Origin of the sequence: Streptomyces sp. NPDC048142 (assembly GCF_043202835.1) — a bacterium.
Classification (GTDB): Bacteria; Actinomycetota; Actinomycetes; order Streptomycetales; family Streptomycetaceae; genus Streptomyces.
In genome coordinates this window covers 17,205-31,203 of the sequence record NZ_JBIDBC010000001.1, presented here as the reverse complement: position 1 = coordinate 31,203, position 13,999 = coordinate 17,205, and the positions used below count along the sequence as shown (strand labels likewise).

General features: G+C 70.4%; 13 protein-coding genes and 1 riboswitch. Of the genes, 3 read left to right on the top strand and 10 right to left on the bottom strand.

Features of this window, described 5'->3' with window-relative positions; genetic code table 11:
* Window positions 1-66: 66 nt before the first annotated feature.
* The 10 genes from ACGF2Y_RS00155 to ACGF2Y_RS00110 form a co-directional block, all read right to left on the bottom strand.
* Window positions 67-936, bottom strand: a complete 870-nt coding sequence (locus tag ACGF2Y_RS00155; protein WP_392941575.1) for a thioesterase family protein — start codon at window positions 934-936, stop codon at window positions 67-69.
* A gap of 61 nt (window positions 937-997) precedes the next feature.
* Window positions 998-1,669 (bottom strand): trimeric intracellular cation channel family protein, encoded by a 672-nt coding sequence (locus ACGF2Y_RS00150; protein WP_392941572.1) that lies wholly within the window; start codon window positions 1,667-1,669, stop codon window positions 998-1,000.
* 18 nt (window positions 1,670-1,687) lie between these two features.
* On the bottom strand, window positions 1,688-2,875 hold the full coding sequence (locus ACGF2Y_RS00145) for an ABC transporter ATP-binding protein (RefSeq protein ID WP_392941569.1): 1,188 nt from the start codon (window positions 2,873-2,875) through the stop codon (window positions 1,688-1,690).
* Complete coding sequence (locus ACGF2Y_RS00140) at window positions 2,872-3,864, bottom strand: ABC transporter ATP-binding protein (RefSeq protein WP_392941566.1); 993 nt, start codon at window positions 3,862-3,864, stop codon at window positions 2,872-2,874. The genes ACGF2Y_RS00145 and ACGF2Y_RS00140 overlap by 4 nt, the downstream gene beginning before the upstream one ends.
* Window positions 3,865-3,870: 6 nt before the next feature.
* Window positions 3,871-4,833, bottom strand: coding sequence for an ABC transporter permease (locus ACGF2Y_RS00135; RefSeq protein WP_392941563.1), 963 nt, complete (start codon window positions 4,831-4,833; stop codon window positions 3,871-3,873).
* Window position 4,834: 1 nt separating this feature from the next.
* Window positions 4,835-5,839 (bottom strand): ABC transporter permease, encoded by a 1,005-nt coding sequence (locus ACGF2Y_RS00130; RefSeq protein ID WP_392941561.1) that lies wholly within the window; start codon window positions 5,837-5,839, stop codon window positions 4,835-4,837.
* A gap of 85 nt (window positions 5,840-5,924) precedes the next feature.
* Window positions 5,925-7,595 carry an ABC transporter substrate-binding protein gene (locus ACGF2Y_RS00125; RefSeq protein ID WP_392941558.1) on the bottom strand — a complete coding sequence of 557 codons (1,671 nt, stop codon included), beginning with the start codon at window positions 7,593-7,595 and terminating at the stop codon, window positions 5,925-5,927.
* 229 nt (window positions 7,596-7,824) lie between these two features.
* Window positions 7,825-8,613 carry an enhanced serine sensitivity protein SseB C-terminal domain-containing protein gene (locus ACGF2Y_RS00120; protein WP_392941555.1) on the bottom strand — a complete coding sequence of 263 codons (789 nt, stop codon included), beginning with the start codon at window positions 8,611-8,613 and terminating at the stop codon, window positions 7,825-7,827.
* Between the two features lie 345 nt (window positions 8,614-8,958).
* On the bottom strand, window positions 8,959-9,729 hold the full coding sequence (locus ACGF2Y_RS00115) for an enhanced serine sensitivity protein SseB (protein ID WP_392941553.1): 771 nt from the start codon (window positions 9,727-9,729) through the stop codon (window positions 8,959-8,961).
* A gap of 89 nt (window positions 9,730-9,818) precedes the next feature.
* A complete protein-coding gene (locus ACGF2Y_RS00110; protein ID WP_392941550.1) occupies window positions 9,819-10,493 on the bottom strand; it encodes an AAA family ATPase in 675 nt (224 codons plus the stop codon).
* Between the two features lie 202 nt (window positions 10,494-10,695).
* Window positions 10,696-10,793, top strand: a riboswitch (glycine riboswitch).
* Between the two features lie 174 nt (window positions 10,794-10,967).
* On the opposite strand from ACGF2Y_RS00110, the gene gcvT reads away from it, so the two are divergent.
* From gcvT to glyA, 3 genes are all read left to right on the top strand, one after another.
* Window positions 10,968-12,083 carry a glycine cleavage system aminomethyltransferase GcvT gene (gcvT, locus tag ACGF2Y_RS00105; RefSeq protein WP_392941548.1) on the top strand — a complete coding sequence of 372 codons (1,116 nt, stop codon included), beginning with the start codon at window positions 10,968-10,970 and terminating at the stop codon, window positions 12,081-12,083.
* Between the two features lie 121 nt (window positions 12,084-12,204).
* A complete protein-coding gene (gene gcvH / locus ACGF2Y_RS00100; protein WP_007457159.1) occupies window positions 12,205-12,582 on the top strand; it encodes a glycine cleavage system protein GcvH in 378 nt (125 codons plus the stop codon).
* Between the two features lie 19 nt (window positions 12,583-12,601).
* Entirely contained in the window at window positions 12,602-13,861 is a 1,260-nt protein-coding gene (glyA, locus tag ACGF2Y_RS00095; RefSeq protein ID WP_392941545.1) for a serine hydroxymethyltransferase, read from the top strand.
* Window positions 13,862-13,999: the final 138 nt, after the last annotated feature.

Genomic DNA, 13,999 nt, shown 5'->3' with positions numbered 1-13,999 from the left:
CGCCGTTGGCGGTGACCAGCCCGCCCCCGTACAGCCACTCGCTGCGCGGCGCCCGCCCCCGTACGGCTACTCGCTGCGCGGGGCCTTGGCGAGCTGGCGGGACTGGGCGACGAGGCGGTCGGCGCTGTCCCAGACCTCCGCGTCCTCCTCCAGGAAGCCGCCCGCGAGGTTGCGGGTGGTGATGGCGACGCGCAGCGGGCCCGGGGCGGGGCGGCAGCGGATGTGGGTGGTCAGCTCGACGGTGGGCGTCCAGCCGGTCAGGCCCAGCTCGAACGAGGTCGGCGGCAGGGCGTCCACCGTGAGCAGCAGCGACAGCGGGTCCGGGTCGCGGCCGTCGGCCAGGCCGAACCAGCCGCGCATCTCGCCCTTGCCGGACGGGGCACCGACGGCCCAGCCGACGGTCGCCGGGTCGAGCTTGATGTCGAGGCGGTCGGTGATCGCGGAGCTGCCGGGGATCCTGGGCGCGCCGTCGCTCGGGCCGAGGCAGTGGTCCCGGTCGGGCATGGCGGGCGGGAGGGCCGTCGTGCGGACGTCGTCGGGGAGCGTGTCCAGGTCGCCGTACGTGGCCAGGACGCGGATGCGCTCGATCTCGCTGCCGTCCTCGGCGTACTGGAAGAGGGAGGCCTGGCCCGTGGAGAGGGTGCGGCCGGTGCGGACGGTCTGGGTGCGTACGACGGCGGGGCCCGGCACGGAGGCGGTGAGGTAGTACGCCGAGACGGAGAACGGGTCGGAGTGCGGCAGGGCCTCGCCCAGGGCCCGGCCGAGCAGGGCCAGGAGGTAGCCGCCGTTGACGGCGTGGATGATGGTCCAGCCTGCGGAGAGCTCGGCGTCGTAGACGCCCTCCTCGCGCAGGGTGACCGCGGTGTCCCGGTCGAATTCGCTGTCGCCGATGGTTGCCCGTGCGGTCTGCGCCGCCTCAGTCGCTGCCTGTGCCATGGCATGGACGGTACATCGATCACCCTACTGAGCGGTAGCTTTTTGGTCCCGCAATACTCGGCTACGTGGCCGCCGCGCCCTCCTCGGCCCGTGCGGAGGAACGGTTGTACGCGCGCGGCGCCCGCCAGTGGAAGCGCAGCGCCAGCAGGCGCAGGGCGAACGCGGCGATCACCGCCAGGCCGCTGGTCAGGGCGTTGAGGGTGTCGAAGCGGATGCACAGGACCACCATGGTCGCGCCGACGATCGCGGGCACCGCGTAAAGGTCGCGGTCCCAGCGCAGCAGCGAGGGCACCTCGTTGGCCAGTACGTCGCGCAGCACACCACCGCCGACCGCGGTGGCCAGGCCCAGCGCCGCCGACGCGGTGAGCCCGAGGCCGTACTCGTACGCCTTGACCGTGCCGGTCACGCAGAACAGACCGAGGCCCGCCGCGTCGAAGACGTTGACGCCGACCTGGATGCGCTCCACGTGCGGGTGGAGGAAGAAGACCAGCACGGCGGCGAACAGCGGGGTGATGAAGTAGCCGAGGTCGGTGAAGGCGGCGGGCGGGATCGCGCCGATCATCACGTCGCGGAACAGCCCTCCGCCCAGCGCTGTCACCTCCGCGAGGACCGCGATGCCGAAGACATCGAAGTTCTTGCGGACGGCGAGCAGGGCGCCCGAGATCGCGAAGACGAAGATCCCGGCGATGTCGAGCGCGTGCAGGACGGAGGGCGTGAACAGTTCGGTGAGCACCGGACAATTGTGCCGGTCCTAGTCCTGGGCTCCGTCCTTGGCCGGTGCGTCGGCGGGCACACCGCCCTGACCAGGCACCTTCGCGGCCGCCGCCGTTTCGGCCGCCGCCGCCGTTTCGGCCGCCACCGCCGTTTCGGTCGTCGCCACCGCCCCGGTCGCCACCGCTTCCGTGCCGATGGCCTTCCCGCCGCCCGTGGCCGGATTCTGCTTCACCGTTCCGGCCTCGATCTCGGCCGTGAAGTGGCAGGCCACCTTGTGCCCGTTGCCGGTGTCCAGCAGCGGCGGGCGTTCCGTGGCGCACTTGGTCTCCTGCACCCACGGGCAGCGGGTGTGGAACCGGCAGCCGGCCGGCGGGTTCGCCGGGGAGGGCAGGTCGCCGTGGAGCAGGATCCGCTCACGGCGGTCCTCGATCTCGGGGTCGGGCACCGGGACCGCCGACATCAGCGCCTTGGTGTACGGGTGCCGGGGCCCCGCGTACAGCGCGTCGCTCGGGGCCTCCTCGACGAGCCCGCCGAGGTACATCACCCCGATGACGTCCGAGATGTGCCGGACGACCGCGAGGTCGTGCGCGATGACCAGGTAGGTCAGACCCAGCGATTCCTGGAGGTCCTCCAGCAGGTTGATCACCTGCGCCTGGACCGAGACGTCCAGCGCGGACACCGGCTCGTCGCAGATGATCACGTCCGGTTCCAGGACCAGGGCGCGGGCGATGCCGATGCGCTGGCGCTGGCCGCCGGAGAACTCGTGCGGGTAGCGGGACATCGCGTTGGACGGCAGGCCGACCTTGGCGAGGATGTCCTCGATCTTCTTCCGGCGCTCCGACGCGTCCTTCCCGATGCCGTGGGCCGCCATGCCCTCGGCGAGGATGGACTCGATGTTCTGCCGGGGGTTGAGGCTGCCCAGCGGGTCCTGGAAGACCATCTGGAGGCGGCGGCGGAAGGCCCGCATCTCCTCGGAGGGCAGCTTCGCCAGGTCGGTGCCGTCGAAGACGACCCCGCCCTCGGTGATGTCGTTCAGCCGCAGGACCGCGCGGCCGAGCGTCGTCTTGCCGCAGCCCGACTCGCCCACCAGTCCGTACGTCTGACCGGACTCGACGCTCAGCGAGACGCCGTCGACCGCGTAGACGTGACCCACCGTACGGTCGAAGAAGAGGCCCTTCTTGACCGGGAAGTGGACTTTGACGCCGTCCAGTTCGAGAAGGCTCATGCCGGGACCTCCGCCTTGGGCAGGACCGGGTTGACGCAGCGCACCTGGTGTCCGGCCGTGCGTGGTTCGGTCAGTTCGGGGGTGCCGGTGAGGCACTCCATCGTGTAGTGGTCGCACCGGGGTGCGAACGCGCAGCCGTCGGCCCAGGCGATCTTGTCGTTGATGGACCCGCGGATCGGGTGCAGCGCCTCGCCGCGCGGCGCGTCCAGCCGCGGGATGGAGCCGAGCAGCCCGTGCGCGTACGGGTGGGTGGGGTGGGCGAACAGCTCGCGGCGGCCCGCCGACTCCACGGCCCGCCCGGCGTACAGGACGTTGACCTCGTCGCAGAGGCCGGCGACGACGCCGAGGTCGTGCGTGATCATCAGCAGGGCGGTGCCCTCCTGGTCGACCAGCTCCTTCAGGAGCTCCAGGATCTGCGCCTGGATGGTCACGTCCAGGGCGGTCGTCGGCTCGTCGGCGATCAGCAGCCGGGGGGCGCAGGCGACCGCCATGGCGATCAGCGCGCGCTGGCGCATCCCGCCGGAGAGCTGGTGCGGGTACTCCTTGAGCCGCCGGTCCGGGTCGGGGATGCCGACCCGGTCGAGCAGCGAAGCGGCTTCCTTGCGGGCCTTCTCGCCCTTCAGCCCGCGGTGGCGCTGGAGGATCTCGGTGACCTGGATCCCGATCGGGACGACCGGGTTCAGCGAGGAGAGCGGGTCCTGGAAGATCATCGCCAGCTGGCTGCCGCGCAGATCGCGGAGCTTGCGCTCGTTCATGGTCAGCAGGTTCTGGCCGTCGAACTCGGCACGGCCGCCGACCCGCGCGCCCTTGCGGGGCAGCAGCCCCATCAGGGCGAGCGAGGTGACGGACTTGCCGCAGCCCGACTCGCCGACCAGGCCCACGACCTGGCCCTGGTCGACCTCGAAGGAGACACCGTCCACAGCCGTGGCGTCCTTGCGGCCGCGGGCGGTGAAGGTGACGCTGAGTTCCTCAACGGAGAGCAGTGACATAGGATTTCAGCCTCGCAACTTCGGGTCGAGGGCTTCGCGCATGGCCTCGCCGAGCAGGGTGAAGCCGAGGGCGGTGATGATGATGCCGACAGCCGGGTAGGCCGCCATCATCGGGTCGTTGTCGAAGAAGCGCTGCGCCTGGGAGAGCATCACGCCCCACTCGGGAACGGCCGGGTCGGGGTTGCCGAGGCCCAGGTAGGACAGGGCCGCGGCCTCGATGATCGCGGTGGCCAGGCTCAGGGTGGCCTGGACGATCACGGGGCTCAGCGAGTTCGGCAGGATCTGCGTGAGCACGATCCGCTTGCGCCGGATGCCGACCGCCTTCGCGGCGAGCACGTAGTCGGCGCCGCCCTGGACGAGCATCGAACCGCGCAGCAGGCGGGCGAAGATGGGGATCTGGACGACCCCCACGGCGATCATCACGGTGGTCAGCGACTGGCCGAGGACCGCGGCGATGGAGACGGCGAGCAGCAGCGAGGGCAGCGACAGCATGATGTCGGTGAAGCGCATGATCACCGTGTCGACGCGCTGGCCGACCTTGCCGCCGAGGGTGGCGGCGGCGCCGGAGAGCACACCGACCAGCGCGCCGACGGTCAGGCCGATGAGCATGGAGACCACACCGACGAGGAGCGTCTGCCGGGCCCCGACGAGCCAGCGGGAGAACATGTCGCGGCCCAGGTGGTCGAGGCCGAACCAGTTCTCGCCGCGCATGCCGATGAACTTGCCCTGGTTGGGGAAGACCTCGCTGCGCCAGAGCTGCGCGGTGGGGCCGTGCGGTGCGACCCAGGGGCCGACGATCGCGACGAGGACGAACGCGCCGATGATGACCGCGCCGATGATCGCCATCTTGCTGGACCGCATGCGGCGGAAGGCCTCGCGCCACAGGCTGGTGCCGGTGACCGTCGCCGAGCTCTGCGTCAGCTCGGCGAGACGGTCGATCTTGTCTGCTTTGTTGGTCAGGATCGTCACGTCAGTGCACCCGCACTCTCGGGTCGATGATGCTGTACGCCAGGTCGACCAGCAGGTTGATCAGCACGTACACCATCGCGATGAAGAGAATGAACCCGACGAGGACCGGGTAGTCGCGGCCGTCGATCGCGGTACGGATGAAGGAGCCCAGGCCGCCGAAGTCGAAGACGGACTCGGTGAGCACCGCACCGGAGAGCAGGCTGCCGGTCAGCAGACCGACCGCGGTGATCACGGGCAGCAGCGCGTTGCGCAGGACATGGCGACCGCGCACGGTCCTCTTGTCGAGGCCCTTGGACTCGGCGGTACGGATGTAGTCCTCGCCGAGCACCTCCAGGACGCTGGCGCGGGTCATCCGGACGATGACGGCGAGCGGGATCGAGGCCAGCGCGACGGCGGGCAGGACCAAGTGTTCGATCGCGTCCCAGCTCGCGTCGAGCTCGCCGGTCAGCAAGCCGTCCAGGACGGCGAATCCGGTGACGTCGGTGGCGTTGATGCCGGAGTCGAGCCGGCCCTGACTCGGGAACCAGCCCAGCTCCACGGAGAAGATCCCGCGCAGCAGCACGGCCAGGAAGAAGACCGGGATGCAGATGCCGAGCAGTGATCCGGAGACGGAGGCCACGTCCAGCCAGCCGCCGCGGTGCTTGGCCGCGAGGTAACCCATCGGAATGCCCACGACGACGGCGATCAGGATCGCCGTGACGCTCAACTCCACCGTGGCGGGGAAGGCGCGGGTGAATTCGTCCCACACCGGCTGCCCGGTCTGGGTGGAGGTTCCGAGGTCGAGCTCGAAGATGCGCTTGAGGAAGCGCCAGTACTGGACGTGGACCGGCTCGTCGAGCCCGAGTGCCCGGTTGATTCTCGCCACTTCGGCTTCGGTGGCCCGCTCGCCCAGGATCGCTGTGGCGGGCCCGCCGGGCAGTCGGTTCAGCCAGAGGAACAGCAGGACCGACAGGCCGAGCAGGGTGGGAATGAGCTGGAGAAGTCTTCTTACGACGAGTCGCAGCACCCCGCATGCCCCTTTCTCACGTGCGTCGATGCGGGTCCGCCCGGCCACCTCGTTGCTGTGGCCGGGCGGACCCGCTGGTGTGCGATTACTTGAAGGAGACCTCGGCGAAGTTCTCCTGCGTCAGCGGGGAGACCTTCGGCGGGTTGACGTTCTTGGCGAACGCGATGGCCGGCGGCGACGACGAGATCGGCACGCCCGGGACGTACTCCATGATGGCCTCGTTGGCCTTCTTGTACGCCTCGGTGCGACCGGCGGTGTCGGTGACCTTGGAAGCGGCGTTCACGGCGTCGAAGACCTTCTCGTCCTTGAAGCCCCACTGCTTGTCCGGCCCGGAGAACCAGGTGCCGATGAAGTTGTAGCCGTCGTTGAAGTCACCGGTCCAGCCGAGCATGTGCAGGGCGCAGGAGCCCGCCTCGGTGGCGTCCAGGTAGTCCGGGGCCCACTTCATGGCCTTCGGCTTGACGGTGATGCCGGCCTTCTCCAGGTCGGCCTTCATCAGCTCGAACATGTCCTGCGGGGCAGGCATGTACGGGCGGGTGACCTCGGTCGGGTAGCAGAAGTCGAGGCTCAGCTTCTCCTCGCCGGCCTGCTTGAGGAGGTCCTTCGACTTGGCGGTGTCGAACGGGTACGTCTTCACCTTGTCCGAGTAGCCGGCGACCGTGTCGGGCATGAACTGCGTCCCGACCTTGCCGCCCTCGGGCAGCTGGGTGTTGACGAGGTTCTCGCGGTCGATGGCGTGCGTGATCGCCTGACGGACCTCGGGCTTCTTGAGCGCCGGGTTCGCCGACTGGCTCATGCCCAGGTAGAAGATATTGAAGACGTCACGGGTCGGAACCTCGTAACCCTCCTTCTCCAGCGTCGTCACATCGGCCGGCGCGACCAGGTCGTAGCCGTCGATGTCACCCGCCTGGAGCGCCTGGCGGCGGGTCTCCTCGGTGGAGATGGTGCGGAAGACCAGGTTCTTCACCTTGGCCTTGTCGCCCCAGTAGCCGTCGAAGGCCTCCAGGGAGACCTCCTTGTTGCCCTTGTTCCACTTCACGATCTTGTACGGGCCGGTGCCGGCGACCGTGCCGGCCTCCTGGCTGTACTTGGGGTACGTGATCGCGTCGCCCTTGGCGGTCGCGTTCTGCTTCGCGTACTCCTTGAGAGCCTTCGGCGAGTGGATCGCCAGGGCCTGGAGGGAGAAGCCGCCCGGGAGGTTCGCCGAGGGCTCGTTGACCTCGATGACAGCCGTGTTGTCGTCCTTGGCGGTGCAGGACTTGTAGTTCGGCTTGGGCGTCTCGGGGTCCTCGTTCTTCGCGAACCCGCCCATGATGCTCTGCCAGTAATAGGAGACCGCGCTGGACTGGTACGTGCCCGTCCAGTTGAACCAGTAGTCGTAGTTCGCGCAGACGGCGGCGGCGTTGAACGCCTCGCCGTCGTGGAACTTCACACCCTGGCGCAGGTTGAACGTCCAGACCTTGCCGGCCGGGTCGCTCTCCCACTTCTCGGCGAGGCCGCCGACGAGCTCGCTTCCACCGGGCTCGTGCTCCAGGAGCGCCTCGAAGGCCTGACGGGTGACGCGGAACGTCTCGCCGTCGCTCGCGAGGGCCGGGTCGAGGGAACCGGGGTCACCGGCTCCGGCGAAGACGAAGGTGTCCTTGTCGCCCCCCTTGGAGCCGCCTTCGTCCCGCTCGCTGGAACAGCCCGTGGCGATCAGACCGACAGCGACCGCTGTCGTGATCGCCCGGACAGCCCGGGACTTGAATATGCGCATGGGTCCACCCCTGGTTCGCCATGTGGTGAGGTTGATGGCCGCACACTACAGACGGTGCCTGCCGCTGAGAACAGTCCGGATAGCGGTGAGACCTAGTCGAGACCCGGACAGTTAACAAACCGTCCAGATCCGGGACATCCTCGCGGGGGAAGTTAACAAGCCGGACATCAAGGGGTGTTCGACGGAGGGTGACCGGAGGCGGCGGGCGCGCCCGACCGCTCGGCGCAGTTCAGCGGGGCTGGGGCGGGTATCCGTAGCCGGGGGCGGCGAGCGGCGGCGGACCGGCGGGGACGTGTGCCTCACGGTCGTAGAACGGGCGGGCGTTCGCGCGCAGCCACATGCCGACCGGGTCGTACTCGTCGGACATGGCGACGGTGGAGACGGGCAGCCCCTCGGGGACCGCCCCGACCGACTGCCGCATCATCTCGCGCACCGATTCGACGGAGGCGCGGCCGGTGTCGTAGAGGTCGAGGCCGATCGCGAGATACGGGACGCCGACCGCGGGGTGCACCCAGGCGCGGCGCAGGGAGCGGATCGCGGGGGTGCGGTGGGCGTTCTGGGTGAGCAGGGCGTAGAACTGCGGGAGTTCGATGGCGGGGTCGGAGAGCCGGAGCGGTCCGGCGGGCAGCCGGTCCAGGCCGGTGGCGACGCGGCGCAGGTCGAGCCAGGGGACGCCGACGCCTCCGCCGGGGGCGTGCGGGTTGAGCCAGATGCCCCAGCGGTCCGGGAAGAGGGCGCGGGCGATGTCGCGCCCGGTGACCAGCTCGTGGGCTCGGTTCCAGCCGCTGGCGGAGAGCTCCTGGGCGGAGGTGACGCAGGGGGCGTAACCCAGGCCGTCCACCTCCATGTTCCCGTACTGGGCGTCCGGTGAACCGGCCGTGCCGTGCCAGAGCAGCATCCAGATCCGGCCCTCGGCGATAGCGGCGAGCAGCGCCTCGTAGGTGTCGTAACGCCCGGGGGTCACCTGGCGCAGCATGTGCTCGACCTTCCCGGCCGCCGCGGTGCCTGACGCACTCACCCTGGGTCCCGCCCCTCGTCGATCCGTCGCGTTCGCGCCGCCGCTCCCGGGCACACGGGAGCGACCACGCCATCAAACCAGCTTAGACCCACCGGCAATTGGGGGGTGGCGTCACGGGGCTGGGCACGCACTCCCCCAAGCTCTCGGCTCCGCTCGACCAGGGGAGACCCCATCTGCCTCAATCCTCCGCCTTGCAGCTGCACGCACCCAGCCCCGCTCCTTCTCCCACCCCCCAATTGCCGGTGGGTCTTATGCGCCACTTCTGACACCGACTTGACGGCACGGTCCGGCGGCGCAGTGACCCGGCTGCCCTCCGGTCCGGCCGGTGGACCTCGTGCCGGTGGATCAGTGGCCCTCGCGCCGGTAGAACGGGCGTACTTTCTCCCGCATCCAGTCGCCGACGAGGTCCTGGGCCACATCCAGCAGGACCAGGTTGACCGGCCAGGGCACCTGGACCCGGCCGAGCGCGCGGCCGATGGCGTCCATGGGGGCGCTCTGCCCCGCGCCGTCCCAGGTGGCGAACTCGACGCCGACGAAGAGGACCGGGTCCCCGCCCTCGATGCTGGCCAGCGCCCGGCGGGCGGTGCTCACCACACCGGCGGCCTCGAACTCCTCGGACACGGCGGTGAGGAAGTCGACCGGGTCGTGCTGCCAGTCCGGCTCGAACAGCCGGACCCGGCCGCCGGTGGCGGGCCCGTCCAGGGCGCTGCGGCCGGTCCGGCAGAGCTCGGCGACGGCCGGCGGGGGAAGCGGTACGCCGACCGCGCCGCCGGGGTTCACGGCGATGCCGACCTGCGGGGGCAGGCCCCGGGCGAAGTCGCGGGCGGGCGCGACGGCGAAGGACATGTGGCTGCCGACGCAGCTGAGGAACTGGGCCTCGGAGCTGAAGACGGGGACGAAGGCCGCGCCCTCGATCTCCATCATCGGCAGGTCGAGGTCCGCGCTCGCGGGGCTGCCGCCGCCGGGCAGCGGCACCCAGACGGAGCTGCGGCCGAGCACCTCGACGAGGCGGCCGCCCGCGTCCGGGACGCCGAGCGAGGCCGTCAGCACCTCTTCGAGCTCGTTCGCGGGCCACCCCTGCCGGGGGTGCGCCGGTGCGGGTGCCGGAATGTCCACTGGCTCTGTGCCCTCTCTTCACCGCCTCGGCCGCGCGCGGCGGCCGTCGTGCTCCGGCCAGCACCTTAGCCGGAGTGGACGGCCGGGGCTCAGGCGTCCGTGAAGGAGATCCGGCCGAGCGCCCCCGCGGCCACCCGGTCCAGCAGCACCGCGGAGGAGCAGCCGGCGGGCAGCAGCCCCTGTTCGGTGTCACGGAGCAGCCGGGCCACCGCGTGCCGGTGGCGGGCGAAGGCGTAACCGGAGACCCCGCGTCCACGCTCGCGCTGCCCCCGCCGGGCCACCTCGGGCGTCACGTCGAGCAGGATCAGATGGAGGGTGCGGCCCCGGCTCACGGCGTGCCGGGCGAGCCAGCGGCGTACCCAGGTCTGGGTGCCGCAGTCGTGCACGACGACGGATTCGCCGGAGCGCAGGGCGTTCCAGAGGCCCAGGTAGTGCGCGGCGCGGACCAGCGGGCGGTAGAGGGCGTAGGGAAGTAAGCCGGGCAGGGCCGCGGCCCAGCTGTCGCGGGTGTTCTGGGAGTCGATGGCGCGGCCCCGCGCGGCCCGCCGGATGAGGGTCGACTTCCCGCTGCCGGGGAGTCCGGAGACCACCACGACGTCACCGGCGGTGAAATCGAGGTCGTACGGGCCGCAGAGAGTGCGCCCGCGCAGGTCGCGTACCACCGGCGCGCCCTCCGTGAGCAGCTCCCGTACGGGTGCGCCGGGCTGTGCGGGCATCGCGCCGTGCGCCACCCCCGCGGTCGGTACCGACCGCTGCAACGTCATCGCCCATCCCCCTGCTGTCGGGTCACCCACGCCTGGCTCTGAAGTGTAAAGAAAAGGTAATGCGGCACAACCGGCCCGGGGCCTGCCCGGCGGATCGGGCCGGGCTCGCGGGTCCCGGCCGTCTTCATCCGCGTGGGGACCTGACCCCCCACTCTCCCCCAATGCGTGCGATGATGACCCCGCCAACTGCATACCGGCCGTTCGAATCCGCGCGGGAGAGTTCCGGCCACAGTGTGAGCCGGGCGCCGAAGGAGCAAGATCCTCCCTTGAATCTCTCAGGCCCCGTACCGCGTGGATGAGGCAGATCTGAAAAGCGAGCCGCCCCGCGGCTCCACCCAAGGTGCAAGCCGAGCCCCCTGAACAGGGGCGCCCTCCCAGGGCATACCCCGTCAGGGGCTATCGGCGAACCTCTCAGGTTCCGATGACAGATGGGGAGGATTCGTCCTGACGTCGTCATGCCCTGGAGCTGTATCCATGAGCACTGCCCCCCGTCTCACCGCCCTCGATGCTCTGCACCGCTCGCTCGGCGCCACCATGACCGACTTCGCCGGCTGGGACATGCCCCTGCGGTACGCCAGTGAGCGCGACGAGCACAACGCCGTACGCACCCGGGCCGGGCTCTTCGACCTGTCGCACATGGGCGAGATCACCGTCACCGGCCCCGGGGCCGCCGCCTTCCTGAGCTACGCGCTGGTCGGCAACATCGCCACCGTCGGCAACGGCCGCGCCCGCTACACGATGATCGTCCAGGAGGACGGCGGGATCGTGGACGACCTGATCGTCTACCGGCTCGGCGATTCGGAGTACATGGTCGTCGCCAACGCGGGCAACGCGCAGATCGTGCTGGACGCGCTGACCGCCCGCGTCGGGGGCTTCGACGCCGAGGTGCGCGACGACCGGGACGCGTACGCGCTGCTCGCGGTCCAGGGTCCCGAGTCGCCCGCCATCATGAAGGCCGTCACCGACGCCGACCTGGACGGGCTGAAGTACTACGCGGGCCTGCCCGGCACGGTCGCCGGGGTCCCGGCGCTCATCGCCCGTACCGGCTACACCGGTGAGGACGGCTTCGAGCTGTTCGTCGCACCCGAGCACGCCGAGCAGCTGTGGCGTGCCCTGACCGAGGCGGGCTCGGCGCACGGACTGATCCCGTGCGGCCTGTCCTGCCGGGACACGCTGCGCCTGGAGGCGGGCATGCCGCTGTACGGGCACGAGCTGACGACGGCGCTCACCCCGTTCGACGCGGGTCTGGGCCGGGTCGTGAAGTTCGAGAAGGAGGGCGACTTCGTCGGCCGCGAGGCGCTGATCGCCGCCGCCGAGCGCGCCGGGACCGCCCCGCCGCGCAAGCTGGTCGGCCTGGTCGCCGAGGGCCGCCGGGTCCCGCGCGCGGGCTTCCCCGTGGTCGCCGACGGCAAGGTGATCGGCGAGGTCACCTCCGGCGCCCCCTCCCCGACCCTGGGCAAGCCGATCGCCATGGCCTACGTGGACGCGGCCTTCGCCGCGCCGGGCACCGAGGGCGTGGGCGTGGACATCCGCGGCACGCACGAGCCGTACGAGGTCGTCGCGCTGCCGTTCTACAAGCGCCAGAAGTGATATCCCGGTAGAAACCGGCCTTCTCACTCACACGCAGGCGTCACGGAAGTGACGTACCTCCGTCTCACCCCGTAAGACCACCGTTCATCAGCACTCCCCCGCGTACAGGAGAATTCAGGTCATGAGCAACCCCCAGCAGCTGCGGTACAGCAAGGAGCACGAGTGGCTGTCGGCCCTCGAGGACGGCGTCGCCACCATCGGCATCACGGAGTACGCGGCCAACGCGCTCGGTGACGTCGTCTTCGCCCAGCTCCCGGAGGTCGGCGACACGGTGACCGCGGGCGAGACCTGCGGCGAACTGGAGTCGACCAAGTCCGTCAGCGATCTGTACTCGCCGGTGACCGGTGAGGTGACGGCGGCCAACCAGGACGTCGTGGACGACCCCTCGCTGGTGAACTCCGCTCCCTTCGAGGGCGGCTGGCTGTTCAAGGTGCGCGTCGCGGAGGAGCCGGCCGATCTGCTCTCCGCCGACGAATACACCGCGTTCTCCGGCAACTGAGACCTTAAGGGACCCCCTGATGTCGCTTCTGAACTCCTCCCTCCACGAGCTGGACCCGGACGTCGCCGCCGCCGTCGACGCCGAGCTCCACCGTCAGCAGTCCACCCTCGAAATGATCGCCTCGGAGAACTTCGCTCCGGTCGCCGTCATGGAGGCCCAGGGCTCCGTCCTCACCAACAAGTACGCCGAGGGCTACCCGGGCCGCCGCTACTACGGCGGCTGTGAGCACGTCGACGTCGTCGAGCAGATCGCGATCGACCGGATCAAGGCCCTGTTCGGCGCCGAGGCCGCGAACGTGCAGCCGCACTCCGGTGCCCAGGCGAACGCCGCCGCGATGTTCGCGCTGCTGAAGCCGGGCGACACGATCATGGGTCTGAACCTGGCCCACGGCGGTCACCTGACCCACGGCATGAAGATCAACTTCTCCGGCAAGCTCTACAACGTGGTCCCGTACCACGTCGACGAGAGCGGCGTCGTGGACATGGAGGAGGTCGAGCGCCTCGCCAAGGAGTCCCAGCCGAAGCTGATCGTGGCCGGCTGGTCCGCCTACCCGCGCCAGCTGGACTTCGCCGCCTTCCGCCGTATCGCGGACGAGGTCGGCGCGTATCTGATGGTCGACATGGCGCACTTCGCGGGCCTGGTCGCGGCGGGCCTGCACCCCAACCCGGTGCCGCACGCCCATGTCGTGACCACCACCACGCACAAGACCCTCGGCGGTCCGCGCGGCGGCGTGATCCTCTCCACCCAGGAGCTCGCCAAGAAGATCAACTCGGCGGTCTTCCCGGGTCAGCAGGGCGGCCCGCTGGAGCACGTGATCGCGGCCAAGGCGGTCTCGTTCAAGATCGCGGCGGGCGAGGAGTTCAAGGAGCGCCAGCAGCGCACCCTGGACGGCGCGCGGATCCTGGCCGAGCGCCTGGTCCAGCCGGACGTCACCGAGGTGGGCGTCTCCGTCCTCTCCGGCGGCACCGACGTGCACCTGGTCCTGGTCGACCTGCGCAACTCCGAGCTGGACGGCCAGCAGGCCGAGGACCGGCTCCACGAGCTGGGCATCACGGTCAACCGGAACGCCATCCCGAACGACCCGCGTCCCCCGATGGTCACCTCGGGCCTGCGGATCGGCACCCCGGCGCTGGCCACCCGCGGCTTCGGCACCGAGGACTTCACCGAGGTCGCGGAGATCATCGCCGCCGCCCTCAAGCCGTCCTACGACGCGGACGACCTCAAGGCCCGCGTGGTCGCGCTGGCCGAGAAGTTCCCGCTGTACTCCGGCCTGAAGTAGCACCTGGCCTGCGGTTCTGCACGTTCGGGCGGGGCACCGCGCACACTGAACAGTGTGGGCGCGGTGCCCCGACCCGTGTGTCCCCCGCTCCGCCCTTCGCCCTGCTCGTTCCGCGGGCCCCACCCCCGGCCCGTTCCG